The 12888-nt window shown below is 65.2% G+C and carries 10 protein-coding genes and 3 tRNA genes; 3 read left to right on the top strand and 10 right to left on the bottom strand.

Features of this window, described 5'->3' with window-relative positions:
• Positions 1 to 121 precede the first annotated feature (121 nt).
• Positions 122 to 700: a PEP-CTERM sorting domain-containing protein gene (locus OOB33_RS09045; protein ID WP_165794561.1), complete on the bottom strand. Its 579-nt coding sequence runs from the start codon at positions 698 to 700 to the stop codon at positions 122 to 124.
• A gap of 324 nt (positions 701 to 1024) precedes the next feature.
• Between OOB33_RS09045 and OOB33_RS09040 the strand changes: the two genes are divergently transcribed.
• Complete coding sequence (locus tag OOB33_RS09040; protein ID WP_271008430.1) at positions 1025 to 1351, top strand: DnaJ family domain-containing protein; 327 nt, start codon at positions 1025 to 1027, stop codon at positions 1349 to 1351.
• Positions 1352 to 1362: 11 nt separating this feature from the next.
• On the opposite strand, the gene OOB33_RS09035 is transcribed toward OOB33_RS09040, so the two are convergent.
• From OOB33_RS09035 to OOB33_RS09005, 7 genes are all read right to left on the bottom strand, one after another.
• Entirely contained in the window at positions 1363 to 2004 is a 642-nt protein-coding gene (locus OOB33_RS09035; protein ID WP_271008429.1) for an MBL fold metallo-hydrolase, read from the bottom strand.
• A 323-nt stretch (positions 2005 to 2327) separates the two neighbouring features.
• Positions 2328 to 3554: an RtcB family protein gene (locus OOB33_RS09030; RefSeq protein WP_271010031.1), complete on the bottom strand. Its 1227-nt coding sequence runs from the start codon at positions 3552 to 3554 to the stop codon at positions 2328 to 2330.
• A 65-nt stretch (positions 3555 to 3619) separates the two neighbouring features.
• Positions 3620 to 4756: a slipin family protein gene (locus tag OOB33_RS09025; protein ID WP_271008428.1), complete on the bottom strand. Its 1137-nt coding sequence runs from the start codon at positions 4754 to 4756 to the stop codon at positions 3620 to 3622.
• A 259-nt stretch (positions 4757 to 5015) separates the two neighbouring features.
• Positions 5016 to 5081 (bottom strand) — tRNA-Pro (locus tag OOB33_RS09020).
• A gap of 198 nt (positions 5082 to 5279) precedes the next feature.
• Positions 5280 to 5840 carry an HNH endonuclease gene (locus OOB33_RS09015; protein ID WP_271008427.1) on the bottom strand — a complete coding sequence of 187 codons (561 nt, stop codon included), beginning with the start codon at positions 5838 to 5840 and terminating at the stop codon, positions 5280 to 5282.
• 309 nt (positions 5841 to 6149) lie between these two features.
• Positions 6150 to 6224 (bottom strand) — tRNA-Glu (locus tag OOB33_RS09010).
• A 12-nt stretch (positions 6225 to 6236) separates the two neighbouring features.
• Positions 6237 to 6313: transfer RNA gene (locus OOB33_RS09005), tRNA-Arg, on the bottom strand.
• Between the two features lie 525 nt (positions 6314 to 6838).
• Between OOB33_RS09005 and OOB33_RS09000 the strand changes: the two genes are divergently transcribed.
• Positions 6839 to 7204, top strand: a complete 366-nt coding sequence (locus OOB33_RS09000; RefSeq protein ID WP_271008426.1) for a hypothetical protein — start codon at positions 6839 to 6841, stop codon at positions 7202 to 7204.
• A 667-nt stretch (positions 7205 to 7871) separates the two neighbouring features.
• On the opposite strand, the gene OOB33_RS08995 is transcribed toward OOB33_RS09000, so the two are convergent.
• Positions 7872 to 8282 (bottom strand): cupin, encoded by a 411-nt coding sequence (locus OOB33_RS08995; protein WP_271008425.1) that lies wholly within the window; start codon positions 8280 to 8282, stop codon positions 7872 to 7874.
• Positions 8283 to 8790: 508 nt separating this feature from the next.
• On the opposite strand from OOB33_RS08995, the gene OOB33_RS08990 reads away from it, so the two are divergent.
• A complete protein-coding gene (locus OOB33_RS08990; protein ID WP_271008424.1) occupies positions 8791 to 9699 on the top strand; it encodes a hypothetical protein in 909 nt (302 codons plus the stop codon).
• 74 nt (positions 9700 to 9773) lie between these two features.
• Here the strand turns inward: OOB33_RS08990 and OOB33_RS08985 are convergent, their stop codons facing one another.
• The gene (locus OOB33_RS08985) at positions 9774 to 12887 is read right to left on the bottom strand and encodes a DUF6519 domain-containing protein (protein WP_271008423.1); all 3114 of its coding nucleotides are present in this window, start codon (positions 12885 to 12887) and stop codon (positions 9774 to 9776) included.
• Position 12888: the final 1 nt, after the last annotated feature.

The raw sequence follows: 12888 nt of genomic DNA, 5'->3' as shown, positions 1-12888 counted from the left end.
CTGAAAGCCGAGCCCTGAAAACAACAGCGCGCCGGCGGCAGTGCCGCGCGGCGCGCTCTTGGGCAGCGCCTGGCGCCACCCCGGTTCAAAAAACCAGAACAGGAGCTCGCGCGCCTGCGCCTCAGGCCTTGCCTTGGCTGCTGCGGCGGCCGCGGCCCACCACGCCGGCCAGGCCCAGGGCGGCCAGGGTCAAGGCCAGGGTGGCCGGCTCGGGCACATGGTTGTCCGGGCCGAAGGTGGCCTTGAGCTGGCCGATGGTGAAGGGGCCAGGAATGTCGAAGTGGTGCGTGCGGGCTTCATCGGCGCCCAGACCCTCGAAGTTCAGGCCTTGGCCACCACGCTGATCACCACGGACGTATTCCGTGCGCAAGTAGAAGTTGGTGAAGCCGCTGTTGTCCACGGTGGCCCAGAAATTACTCAGCTGATCCAGGCCGTAAAAGAAGTTTTCGGTCACACCATCCAGCTCGATCTGCAGATGGAAACTGAAGCTCTTGAGATCGGTATAGCTGATGTCGCCGCTGAACTGGCCCGAGTTGGTTTCAAAGGAGCCGGTGCCGGTGGCCTTGGCTGCGGTCCACCAGCTGCTGGTGCCATGGCCCGAATAGCTCAGGCTGACCGGTGCGGCCTGGGCCGACATCAGGGTCAGGGCGGCCGCTGCGCCGATCAAGGTCTTGCTGAAGATCGTGGATGTAAAGGCCATGGTGTTGGTTCTCCCTTGGGGGTGAAATGCATCGATGCCGTGTGGTGTTCTCCGGCGTGTTCTCGGTCCTTGTTCGCGGCCGCCGGGCTGCCGCCAGCAGCAGGAACAAGCGCTGCGGCAGGCCCCTGACAGACACGGGTTTGACCCGTTGCGAATTTTGCCGGCGCTTGACTCGCCCACACCCCCCGCAACTGAGTGACCGGGTTTATTCACGCGGCGACTCAGCGCGGCCACGGGGCGCATGTCGCCCGCCCCATGTTTTCTACACTGGGTGCTGGCATGGCCTGTTGCCAAGCCAGCCAGCGAGAACTGAAGGGTCAAGTCATGCGTGACGAGGAAATTGCCCAGCACCTGCAAGAAGCACTGAAGTCGGGCGAACTGCAATCAGCCCAAGGCTTTGGGCAGCCCCTGCCCGAGGACGAGGCCTGGCAGGCCACGCCCGAGAGCCTGCGCATGAGCTTCAAGATCCTGAAAAACGCAGGCCACGCGCCGGCCGAGGTGGGCCTGTTTCGTGACAAGGCGGCGCTGCAAGCACGCTTCGCCGCCTGCGGGGACGAGGCCCTCCGACGGGATCTGCAGACTCAGCTCAGCCAGTTGGAGCAAAGCCTGAGCCTGCGGCTGGAATCGCTGCGCGCCCACGCTCAGCTGTGAGCGGATGCCCTTCAGCGATCCCGCACATGCGGGTTGCTGCGCCGTTCCACGCCAAAGCTGCTCTCCGGGCCGTGGCCAGGGATGAACACGGTCTCGTCACCCATGGGCCAGAGCCGCTCGCGGATCGAGGCGAGCAAGGTCGCATGGTCGCCACCGGGAAAATCCGTGCGGCCGATGCTGCCGGCGAACAGCACATCGCCCACAAAGGCGCGCGCAATCTCTGGTGAATGGAACACCACATGGCCCGGCGTATGACCCGGGCAATGGCGCACGTTCAAGGTCTGCCGGCCAATCTGCACGGTATCGCCGTCGGCCAGCCAGCGTGTCGGCGTGAAGGGCTCGGCGGCGGGGAAACCGAACATCTGGCTCTGCTGCGGCAGCCCATCGATCCAGAACTGATCGCCCGGATGCGGCCCGATGATGGGCAGCTGCAGCTCACGCGAGAGCTGCCCCGTGCCGCCGGCATGGTCGATGTGCGCATGGGTCAACCAGATCGCCTGGAGCGACACCCCCTGCTGCTGCACCACCGCCCGGATGCGCGCGAGATCGCCGCCAGGGTCGATCACCGCCGCCTCCAGCGTCTCGTCACACCAGACCAGGGAACAGTTCTGCTGGAAGGTGGTGACGGGAATGATTTGGTAGCGCAAGGTCATGATGAAGGAGGCTGAGAACAAAGTTTCGAAGTTACTGTCAAATTATCGAAGTCTTAGGGGAAGACTTCGAACGGCGTGAAGTCAAAGTTTCGAAGCGAGCTGTCGCGCTTGGGGAAAGCGGGCGGGGAGCTGTGTGGGAGGGGGCAGCTGCGGAGATGGATGCCGGCTGAGGCCACATTCGGCGTGGCCACTGGTTCACCGGCTCCAACCAGCGCAAAACCGCCCTGCAGCATCGAACGATTCCAGGGCGCATGCCCGACTGCGGCCGAGCGCGGGTTGAGCGACCTTTGCATCGGCATGGTGGTATCGATCAACCCAGAAGTTCAGCCCTTCACACAAACCACCTGCTTCAGGGTATGCACCACGTCGACTAGATCCGCCTGCGCGGCCATGACGGCGTCAATGTCCTTGTAGGCTGCAGGCGTCTCGTCAAGAACGTCTTTGTCCTTGCGGCATTCCACACCTTCAGTGGCAGCACGATGGTCGGCCAAGGTGAAGCTGCGTTTGGCATCTCCACGGCTCATGACACGGCCGGCGCCATGTGAGCAGGATTCGAAAGACTCCGGATTGCCCTTGCCACGCACGATGAAGCTGCGTGCGCCCATGCTGCCTGGGATGATGCCCAGTTGGCCAGCCTTGGCACTCACGGCGCCCTTGCGGGTGACGAATACGTCCTCGCCAAAGTGCTGCTCGCGCTGCACATAGTTGTGGTGGCAGTTCACCGCCTCGATGTGGCTCTGGAAGTTCTTGTGCAGCACCGTCTTCGCTGCTTCGATCACGCGGCGCATCATGACCTCGCGGTTCATCGCGGCGTACTTCTGTGCCCAGCTCACGGCGCGCACGTAGTCGCCGAAGTAGCGATTGCCTTCCTCGAAGTAAGCAAGGTCGCGATCCGGCAGGTTGGCCTGGTGGCGCATAGCGTCCTTCTTGGCCAGTTCGATGAACATGGTGCCGATGGCATTGCCCACGCCTCGCGAGCCCGAGTGCAGCATGAACCAGACCGCGCCTGCTTCGTCGAGGCAGACCTCAATGAAGTGGTTGCCTCCGCCGAGAGTGCCCAGATGCTTGTGGTGGTTGGTTTTCTCCAGCTTGGGATAGCTGCGGCAGATTCCCTTGAATTCGGGCTCGAGCTGCGCCCAAGCTGTGTCCACTGAACCTGGCGGTTTCTGCCAGGCACCCGGGTCACGGTTGCCTGGCGCGCGCCCATGCGGCACCGCACGTTCAATCGCCGCGCGCAGTGGGGCGAGGTTGTCGGGCAGGTCCTCAGCGCGCAGTGTGGTCTTGCAGGCCATCATGCCGCAACCGATGTCTACGCCCACGGCGGCCGGAATGATGGCCTTGATGGTCGGGATGACCGAACCCACGGTAGCGCCGATACCGAAGTGCACGTCCGGCATCGCAGCCACATGCTTGAAGACGATGGGCAGGCGTGCCGCGTTGGTGAGTTGGCGCTTGGCTTCGGGCTCGATGGGCACGCCACGCGTCCACATCTTCAGCGGCACACCGCCGGGGACGTCTTCGTGGATATGTTGAGTTTGTACTTGTTCCATGATCTTGTTTCCAATGTAGAGCCCAGGCCGGGCGACATTCAAATCGCGCCCGGCCAGGGCGGTGATCAGCGCAGCTTCACAAGCCCGTTGAGCACCTGGTCCAGACCTCCGAAGACGGAGATCTTGTCAATGCGTTCCGCCACACGCTCCAGGGTTTCCAGTTCCTTGAGGCGCAGAGCAACGGGGTTGTCCTCCATCACCTTGGCGGTGTTCAGCAGCGAGCGCGTTGCAGCAGTTTCCTCGCGGCGGCGGATCACGTTGGCTTCGGCCGCCTTCCCGGCCTCCACCACCTGAGCGAGGATGGTCTTCATCTCGCCGGGCAGCACGATGTCCTTGACGCCGACGCTGGTCAGCTCGAGCCCGAGAGCGGCGAGCTTGTCCTTGACCTGGGCGGTCACGACCTCATCGATGACGCTCTTGTTCTCAAGAAGCTCATCGAGCGAGCGTGTGCCCACCGCAGCGCGTAAGCCGAGTTGCAGTTCGCGGTACAGGTGCTCGGCCGGCTTGGCCAGCGCCTTGTAGGCGCTGAGCACGTCCGAATAGCGCCAGGTGGCCGAAAGATTGAGTCGCAGCGCCACCTTGTCTCGGGTCAGGATTTCCTGGCCCGTGACTTCGACGGCCTGCAAGCGCAGGTCCACCAGCTCCACGTTCACACTGCGGTTGAACTTCCAGAAGGCGAACGAACCCGCACCGAGCAAGCGCTCGATCTTGCCGTCGACCCACAGAATGCCCGCGCCGTGTTCCGGCACGACCACTTGCAGCACACCAGCCAAGCCAGTGATGCTGCGCGGACGCAGCTGGGCCTGCAACAGGCGGGCGGTGAGCGCAGGCGACAGTTCTGTGGTGCTGGCCAGGTCGATCACCTCAAGCTGCACATCCACCAAGCCCTTCCAGTACAGCCGGCGGGTTTCAGGCGGCAGCAGCTCGACCAGCACACCGTTCTCACTGCGCAGGCCGACCTGCGTCGCATTCAACTCGACACGAACGAACTCGGTCTCGACCACCGCCGGCTCCTTGGCTAGCAAGTAGTCAGTCAGCGGGTGCACGAAAGCCGGAGCTCCGATGGCGACCAGTTCGACCTGAAGCCGATCCAGTCCAGACAGGAGCCAATGTGTGCCAGGTTGCAGCACACGCTCGAAGTCGCCATTGCGCAGCAGCAGGCCGCGCTCGTTCTTCTTCACATTGACACGCTTGATCGTCATGGTGTTCTCCTTGTTGCAGCGTGTGTTTCAAATAGGGTGCCGTTACAGCGCGGACACGGACCGCGGATGCCTGGGACTGGGTGCCACGGTGCGTCGTCGGCATGCCCTTTCTGGACAAGCCTCGGACTGACCGTGGACGCAGACCCCGCGTGCCCGAAGCTCAGGTGGCCGCGCTGATGCCGTTCAAACCCGAAGGCAGACCGGCACGTTCGGCGGGGTGGTCTTTCGACCGTTTTTCACTGGCGTGACAGGCCATTTGTGGAGTGGGAGTCGAACCCACGACACACGGATTCCAAATCCGTTGCTCTACCCGACTGAGCTATCCAGTGGTGGCGAAACCGGGAGTCGAACCCGGACCCTTGCGGGACAACCGTGCTTCACCGTATCGGCCTCTTCCAGCAGAGCGGCATGCGCCGCAGCGACGGGACGGACCCGGCCACAGCGCACCGGTGGGGTGGTACCCCCTACCTGTGAGCCCTGCCTTCCAAGGCAGATCTGTTGGCGCCTGGGCCGACCCCGTGGATCAACTCAGGCGCGATTCTTTCGGCAGCCGTGCGGCCAGCCACTCATGCACGTCCGCACGAATCCGCCTGCCCTTGAGCAGGAAGTCCTCGAAGCGGCTGGGCACATAAGGCGTGAACAGCAGCGGCATCCCGGCCTCCTCCGGCGTGCGGTCGGCCTTGCGCGCATTGCAGGCGCGGCAGGCAGCGACCGTGTTCATCCAGCTGAGAGGGCCGCCACGCGAGGCCGGCAGGATGTGGTCGACCGTGAGTTCGCGCAGGTCATGCGCATCGCCACAGTAGGCACAGGTCTGTCGGTCACGCCGGATCAGCTTGAGCTTGTTGAAGCCCGGCTCTCGCTCGAAGAGGTTCAAGCGCGAACTGCCGCTCAAGGCCAGGATGGCTGGAACTTCAATCCTGGACTGAAGGCCGGAGTGGAGGTTCATGCCGCCGCGCAGGACGGCCAGCGGCGTATCACCGAGCGACCAGGCCACGGAGCGGGAGGCCACATGGACCGCCCCCTGCTCGACCGAGATCCAGGCCTGGGGCTGGCCGGTGATGTCCAACTGCAATACATCGTGCATGGCGTCCTCCTTTCTGCGACTGGGCACGACTGAAATTCAACGGCGAAGGCGGTGAGGCTCCAACCTGCGCCCAGCGGATTCAAGGCTTAGTGCTCTTCCAGCAAAGCTACGCCACGGCTGACCAATGGGCGGCAGCGCTGCTCAATGCTGGTAGTGATGGCGGTTCTGCTCCCAAAGCAGTTGCGCATTCCACTTGCGCCACACACGGGTCCTGCTCCCAAGGGTTGTCGGTGACGGGTTCCGACGCCGCCCAATCTTTGCGGCCGGTTTGCGCCTATCGAAGCGAGAGCTCGACGACAGGCTTGGGTTTGGCATCCCGTGCGGGAGTCGAACCCGCCTCTTCGGCTTGAAGGGCCGAGGACCTCACCGGAAGTCCAACGGGACAGAAATGAAAGCTGGCGCCTCGTGGAGGATTCGAACCTCCGGCCTCCGGTTTCGTAGACCGGCGCTCTGCTCCGCTGAGCTAACGAGGCCATGCACTCTCGGCTGTGTCCGCACGCGATCTCGGCATGGTTGCCGAGATCGCTGCATGCCGGCTCCGTCTGCAGAACGTGCTTGGCACACATGCACACCGAGCTGGCCGGTGCTTGTGCACGGGCACACCCGAGAGGGCATCAATCCGATTTGCAAGAGCCAAACAAAAAGCCCGGTTCCTGCAGGAGACCGGGCTTCAGGGGATCGGAGATGGATCCCTGGAATGTAAGAACTTCAGTAGGCTGAAGTTCCTCCCGGTAACGGTGAGTCACCCTCAAATCGGTCATGCCGCGGCTGGCTCAGTGCGAACAGCATCGCGAACTCATGGCGACCCGCAGCGACGCACAAAGCCATCTCGACCGACATGGGTCGTTTGGCGTTGGCGATGGAGACTGTGCGGAGCATGATGAGATCTGGCGGGTTGGGGTGAATCAACGAATAGAAGAATTGTGAAGAGTGTTCACGAGTCCGTCAACACATTCGATCACATAGAATGCATGTGAAGTGTTTTAACAACACCAGCCGTGTCCAGCATCACCACATTCCGCCGACTCAACGCCATCGCGCTCTTCCAGACTTTTGCGGAAGAACGCATCGCCGCAGGCGATCCGCCCAAGGGGCTTGAATCCACCTGGGCTAAACAAGTCGAGATGAGTGGCGCAACATGGTCGATGGCCAAGAGTGGCGCACGCCCCATCGGCGACAAACTGGCGCGGCAGATTGAACAACATTGCGGCAAGGAGCCAGGTTGGCTCGATGTGGAGCGTGAACAAACTGGGCTGTCTCCAGGAGAGCAGCAGTTCCTTGCGCTCGCCCTCAAGGTCTATCGCGAAACAAACAGCGATGGGCGAAAGCGCTTGAAGCAGGCGCTGAAAACTTTCCAACAATAGGCCGCTGTCCGCGCAAGATGTGGGGCGCCCTGCGGGTGATGCTGTGCTCGCGCCGGGCTTTTGCCTTCAATCTTTGCGAGAACACAGTTGTGGTTGATCGATCTTCAAGCAGACCCAAACCCTCGATGGCGTAGTCAATGCTCTGCGCGGGCTTCCCGGCGATTGACCTGCTGTTTCGACTGTGTGCACCCGCACGGTCGGATGCCATCGCCGACAGGTGGCCACTCCCTCCCGTCTGTACCCAAGCTAAGCGAGCGATCGACCGCCCTCTGCAGGCTGCCGGCAGATCCGTGCAGGATCAGCACGGCTGGCTACTTGGCCGCCCCGCCTGCCCTGCCCTGCCCGGCGCGGCACACGGAACTTGCCCTGTTTGCCGAGCGGGCTGGCCGCTGCGGCCTGTTTGGGCGAGGCAAAGCGAACAAAGCAAATGTCAGGCGGCACAGCCGGTCGCAGGAGGTCTGCCATGGCCGCCTGTGCGGCGGCGGCGTTGGAAAGCACCACAGCCCATGCGGCCAGGCCGCACAGGGCCCTGCGCTTTCGGTTGGCTCGAAACTGAATCCATGCCACGCAGGAAAGGCCATCACCAATTAAAGCGTGATGTCACGCCAGCGACATCCGCAGGCAGGCGGAGGCACGAGCCGGGAACGGCACCGCCCCCATACCGGCATCAACTGGCCATGGTCAGCGCAGCGCCCGCACGCACCGGCCGGTGCTCGCTGCCCCGGCCGCGCGTGATGTGCAACAAGCGGCTGGGACTGCTCACCCGCGCCGTGTGCCAGACACCCCGGGGCACGAGCACGGCAGCTCGCCCTTCCAAGGAGAGGGTCTGCAGGCCATCGGGCAGTTCCAGCAGCAGCTGAACGGAACCGGTGAGCAGGTAGACGTACTCATCGCCCTCAGGGTGGCGCTCCCAATTGGGCCAGTCCTCGCTGCACTCGAACTCAGTGACCAACCAGCCGAGGTCGAACGCCTCCATCTGTGCGGCAGGCAAGCTCCAGAAGGCATCGCCACCGGGCAACTCGATGGCATGGCCGTCTTCGGCCAGGTGGACATAGCGCTGTTGCGGGTCGAAGGGCATGGTGAAGGCTCCAGAGCAAGCAGGGGTGGCACATTGTGGCAAGGCAGACGGCGCGGCTGCCACGCAACATTGCCCTGCTCGGCAATCCGGCCGCCCAGTCGCGTGAGGAGGCGCGCATCCAGGGTGACAAAGCCAGTGCGGTCTAGCTCGAAACCTCGGCCAAGCGCGGCTGACCAGACGGCAGCGACCAGGGCCTCTTGGAACTCAAGCTAGCTGACAATGTCCAGACAGCCTGAAGCCCGGCCGGGCTGAGCGCAGCGATGGCCCACAACACCATCACATGAGCGCGGCAACCAGCACGGCGGGGCTCGCAAGCGCACACCCCGCTTTGGTGGGATAGACACCCCGCGAGTTTTCGCTCAATGCTGTCCCGTTGCCAGAAGCCACGCTCGCAAGCAAGCCGAGCCAGCGCCGCCGCAGCAGCAGTCACCAAGATACGGACCCACCATGCCACTCTGCCCAGCTCCGCTGCGTCGCGCCCACAGGCACTGAGCATCCGTCCACGCGCATGAGCGATCGTCGCCGCATCCTCCTGGCCATGGCCGGCAGCAGCCTGCTCACGGTGCCGCCTCTGCGGGCCCAGGTCTTACCGGGCACGGGCACTGGCACGGGCAAGGGTGTGAGCTTTCCGGTGGCCGACCCGCGCGAGGACCCGCGACGCGTCTACCCCTTGCAGCTGTTGCAGCTGGTGCTGGAGCAGTCAGGCCGCGAGCCGCGCGTCGAGGAGCGCTATCACTACACCCAGCTACGCGCCATGGCCGAGCTGCGCCAGGGCCGCCTGGATGTCACCATGGTCACGCGCCGCGACCTGCCGGCCAGCGAAGGCTTGGTCGTGCCCATTCCGCTGCGGCGCGGCCTGCTGGGCCTGCGCCTGCTGCTCTGTCGCGCCGAGCGCGCACAGACTCTGTCCCAGCTGCGCGACCTGTCCGAGCTCAAGGCCCTGGGCCTGGGTTATGGCATCGACTGGACCGACCGCCCCGTGTTCGAGCGCCTGGGCTTCAAGGTCGTCAGCGCCTCCAACTACGCCGGCCTGTTCGGCATGCTGCAGGCGCGGCGCAGCGATTACCTCTCGCGCGGCCTGAACGAAATTTGGGAAGAGCTGGCCAATGGCAAGCTGGTGGGCGCTGGCCTCGCGGTGGTGCCGGGCCTGGGCCTGCGCTACCCGCTGGACGACTATTTCGTCGTGCGCCCGGACGCGCCCGAGCTGGCCGAGGCCCTGCAGCTGGGCCTGCAGAATGCCCTGCGCAACGGCAGCTACCAGCGCCTGTTCGACGAGCATTTCAGCCAGGCCCTGCGCCGCGCCGCCCTGCACGAACGCCGCCTGCTGCGCGTGGACGGCTACCCCGAGGACGAACTGGTGGAGCTGGCCCAGCAACAGCTGCTGGCTCCCCTGAGCGGCAAGCTCAAGAAGACCTGAGGGCGCAGCGGCCGCGGCGCCCCTTGCTGCGCGCCCGGCCGGGCGCGGCCGCAATCCAGACCTTGGCCCGAGGCTCAGGCCGCCACGATATTGAGCGGCCCGTTGCCAAACTTCTCCGGCACATGGCCGAAGGCAAACAGCCGGAAATCGTTGTGGGCGAAGTTGCCGAGGTACTTGCCCTGATCGGCAATGACCACGCCGACATCGTCGTTGCGCTCGAACGCCGTGGTGCTGAGGCTGAGCTCGTAGGCCAGCAGATCCAGGCTCAGGGCGCTGGCGATATTGGCATCGCCCACCAGGCTGCGGTAGCAACCATCCAGCACACCGCCGTTCTTGATCAAGCTGTCGATGCGCTGAACCCATTCGTCCGCCAGGCGCACGCCACGCAAGCGGTTGTTGCGCAGACGCAGACGACCGTTGCCATGGGCCAGGCTGACCCGTCCGGCCTTCAGGGCCTGGCTCAGGCCCTGGAACAGGGCTTGCGGGAACTCGGGCAGGCTGGCGTCGCCGTACAAGGCCAGCTGGCCGTGGAACAGGTTGTCGGCCAACAAGGTGTCCGCGCGCGCATCGGCCAGGGTCAGGGCCGAGCCACCCTGGCTCAGCAGCACGCCGACACGCCAGCGCTCCAGCGTGGCCAACAGCTGCTGAGCCGGCACCTGCTCATCCTGCAGCTCTCGCTGGAACTGCTGCAGCGCCTCGCGCTCCTCGGGGGCCAGCGCCAAGGCGCCCGTGTCGGCCATGCGCAGGTAGTTGGCGATCTGGGCTCCCAGGCTCTTGCGCTGGGCTGCGCTGAGCTGGGCATAGGCCTCGGCCAACCGCAGATCGAGCGGCTCGAACACCCGCCCTTCCTTGACCTCGAAGCTGGACTGCAAGGGCTTGAAGTCGGGCAGCAGCTCAAACACCTGCTTCAGACGCGCCGGCAGGCCCTCGCCCGTGTAGGCCTTGATGCGGCAGGAGCTGATCTCCAGCGCGCTGGCGCCGGCAATCTGCAGCAGGCTCAATCCCTTGGGGGTGAAGCCGCTCAAGCCCAGACGGCTCAGGCGCACCTGGCTGCAGCCTTCGATGCGCAACGAAGCCCAGCTCTCGCTCCACACCAGCTCGAACTGGTCCAGCTCCACCGAGGCGAAGTTGAAGAGATTGAACTCCTGCTCCTGCACGAACAGGCGACTGGCCTGCCCGGCGCCATGCACATGCAGGCGCGTGCCGCTGGGCGCTTGCACATCGAGGCCGTCCTTGAGGTGGTGATCACCGGGCAGCAGGCAGAGCACGATGTCGCGCCGCTTCTCATTGATGAGCCGCTCGATGGCCTCGTCGAGCGTGGCGAAATCACCGCCCTCGCCCACCGTCTTGCTGCAGCCACCGCCATGGCCGCGCTTGCACAAGGCATCGATCGCGTCCTGCACCGTGTGGACCTGAGCCGCCTGGGCCTCGGCGCAGTTGCTGGGGTCATAAGCGACCTGGGCGGCGGTGAGCAGGCTGGCGTTGAAATGGATGCGATTGAACTTGCCCGCTGCCGGTGCGCCGGCTTCCAGCAGCTCGGCTCGGCAGGTCTGCGACAGCACCGTGGGCGAAAGCGACCAGCTCACGCTGGCCAGACCGTCCGGCCCCGTGTCCACCTCGGCCACCAGGCCACCGCCCGGCAGCTGGCCGTGGCTGGCGGTGAAACGCACCCGCGCCCCGGCCACCGGGAACTGGCCGTTGAACACCGCCACCTCCAGCGGCCGCGGCAAGGGCACGGGCGCGGGCGCGATCGGGTTGGGCGCGATCTGCTGGCCATCACCGCCGACGTAGACGAGGTTGCGCAGCTCGCTCAAGGCCGGGAAGAGCTGGCGGCAATCGTGCAGCCTCGTCCATTGATTGCCCTGGTAGCGCAGCACGGCCAGGCGCGCAAAAGCGCGCAGCACGCCCAGCGGCGCGAGGAAGCGGGGCTTGTCGGCGCTGTCCAGCGGCCACTCGATGTTGGCCGTGGCGGTGCGGGCCGGGATCTGCCAGAAATCGCCGATGCGGTAGCGGCCGGGCGCGAACTTGAGCTCCACCCCGTCTTCCAGCTCGACCCAGCCGGTGTTGGTGTTGGGCGCGGCGGGGTTGATTTGGCCCCAGCCTTCCCAGCGCCGCACGCGCGGGTTGACACTGAACAAGCCCTTGTCCAGCGGCCCGGTCTTGCTGCTCAAATCCACCGTCACGACATTGCCGGCCGTCTTGAGCACCTGCACCAGGGTGCCGGGCTGGCCGGTCTGCTCGTGCAGCTCGCTGTAGAACTCGATCCAGCTGCCGGCCTGGATGGCGAGCACGGCGTCGCGCCCCAGGCTGGCCACTTCGAACTCATTGGCCGTGGGCTCGCCCAGCCAGCGCGTCACGCGGCTGACGATGCTGCCGTTGTCACGCGACCATTTGAAACGCGGCTTGCCCGAGATACTGCCGTCGTCATGGATCTCGACGCGGTAGAGCTGGTTCTCCAGGCGCCGGTAGCCGGCCTCGGGGGTCAGCAGGCAGGGGTCTTTGGGCGGCACCGTGGGTTCGGCGCGCGCGGCCATGCGGCCATCGGGCGCCTGGCTGAAGCTGGCCCAGGGCTCGACGCTCAGGCAGTTCAACGAGGTGCTGACATCGCCGGCGCGTAGCAGCTTGACCTGCCAGACCAGCTGGTCGCGCGTGCTGGTGTCCGGCAGGCCCAGAGCCACCTCACGGATGTGCGGCGCCTCCAGCGGCGTGATGTGGCGCAGCCAGGCCTCGACATAGCCGATGTAGACGCCCTCGCTTGGCGCCACGGCGGCACCGGCTGCGTTGTAGACGCGGATCTGGCTCAGCGGCGCGGCCTGGGCCGGCGGCAGGGCCAGCAAGCTCTGGCCCGCCGGCTGTGTAGGCAGCACCGGCGAGATGGCGCTAGCCAGGCCGGGCTGGGTGATCAGCGTCTGGCCGGTGGCCGCCTCGCAGAGCAGGCCCTGCACATAGCAACGGCCGGCGCTGATGCTGATGTTCTCGCCGGCACCGGTGAGCAAAAAGCCGGCCGCATCAATGGGCACGGCCGCGCCTGCGCCCAGGCTGTCCACGGTCTCGGTTTCGATGCGGCGGTTCAGGATGTCCTGCTGCTCATTCCACTCGGCATCCAGCTGCACCCGCCCCTGCTGCATGCGCACCGCGCGGTAATGCTGGTCGGGCCGGTCGGTCGATCGGGTCAGGTCGGCTTTCATG

The organism is Paucibacter sp. B51 (genome assembly GCF_027863535.1).
GTDB lineage: Bacteria > Pseudomonadota > Gammaproteobacteria > Burkholderiales > Burkholderiaceae_C > Paucibacter_A > Paucibacter_A aquatilis.
The sequence above is the reverse complement of the archived record's forward strand: the minus strand, read 5'-3'. Positions and strand labels throughout refer to the sequence as shown.

What these genes read in the sequence shown, in the direction of transcription:
- OOB33_RS09045 (WP_165794561.1), bottom strand. Translation starts at nt 700, where the DNA reads ATGGCCTTTACATCCACGATCTTCAGCAAGACCTTGATCGGCGCAGCG.
- OOB33_RS09040 (WP_271008430.1), top strand. Translation starts at nt 1,025, where the DNA reads ATGCGTGACGAGGAAATTGCCCAGCACCTGCAAGAAGCACTGAAGTCG.
- OOB33_RS09035 (WP_271008429.1), bottom strand. Translation starts at nt 2,004, where the DNA reads ATGACCTTGCGCTACCAAATCATTCCCGTCACCACCTTCCAGCAGAAC.
- OOB33_RS09030 (WP_271010031.1), bottom strand. Translation starts at nt 3,554, where the DNA reads ATGGAACAAGTACAAACTCAACATATCCACGAAGACGTCCCCGGCGGT.
- OOB33_RS09025 (WP_271008428.1), bottom strand. Translation starts at nt 4,756, where the DNA reads ATGACGATCAAGCGTGTCAATGTGAAGAAGAACGAGCGCGGCCTGCTG.
- OOB33_RS09015 (WP_271008427.1), bottom strand. Translation starts at nt 5,840, where the DNA reads ATGCACGATGTATTGCAGTTGGACATCACCGGCCAGCCCCAGGCCTGG.
- OOB33_RS08995 (WP_271008425.1), bottom strand. Translation starts at nt 8,282, where the DNA reads ATGCCCTTCGACCCGCAACAGCGCTATGTCCACCTGGCCGAAGACGGC.
- OOB33_RS08990 (WP_271008424.1), top strand. Translation starts at nt 8,791, where the DNA reads ATGAGCGATCGTCGCCGCATCCTCCTGGCCATGGCCGGCAGCAGCCTG.
- OOB33_RS08985 (WP_271008423.1), bottom strand. Translation starts at nt 12,887, where the DNA reads ATGAAAGCCGACCTGACCCGATCGACCGACCGGCCCGACCAGCATTAC.